The sequence below is a fragment of the Halomicronema sp. CCY15110 genome, assembly GCF_016888165.1.
Taxonomy (GTDB): Bacteria; Cyanobacteriota; Cyanobacteriia; order Phormidesmidales; family Phormidesmidaceae; genus Halomicronema.
This window is the reverse complement of sequence record NZ_JACSWC010000079.1, coordinates 1-257: the sequence shown is the minus strand read 5'-3', so window position 1 is coordinate 257 and position 257 is coordinate 1. Positions and strand designations below refer to the sequence as shown.

1 protein-coding gene is annotated in these 257 nt (G+C 56.4%); it reads right to left on the bottom strand.

The window, feature by feature from the left end:
- A partial coding sequence (locus JUK32_RS28595; RefSeq protein WP_305037823.1) for a proton-conducting transporter membrane subunit occupies positions 1–257 on the bottom strand: 257 nt, incomplete at both ends.

Sequence of the window (257 nt, the reverse complement as noted above, 5' to 3'; positions counted from 1 at the left end):
TCGAACATGAGGGCAAAGCGGGCCAGGGGATAAATGCCCGACTTCACCACCACCCCCGACAACATGGCCGACACGGGGGTTTCTGATTCGGAGTGGGTGAGGGGCAACCACAAACCCGATACGAAAATGCCGCCCTTAGTCAGTAAGCCGACAAAAATGAAGGCGATCGCATCCATCGGTGCATCCGCCAGGGCCGTGAACGCAAAGGATTGCGTTTGTTGATACACCAATGCCGCCCCCAGCAGGAAAAACAGCAT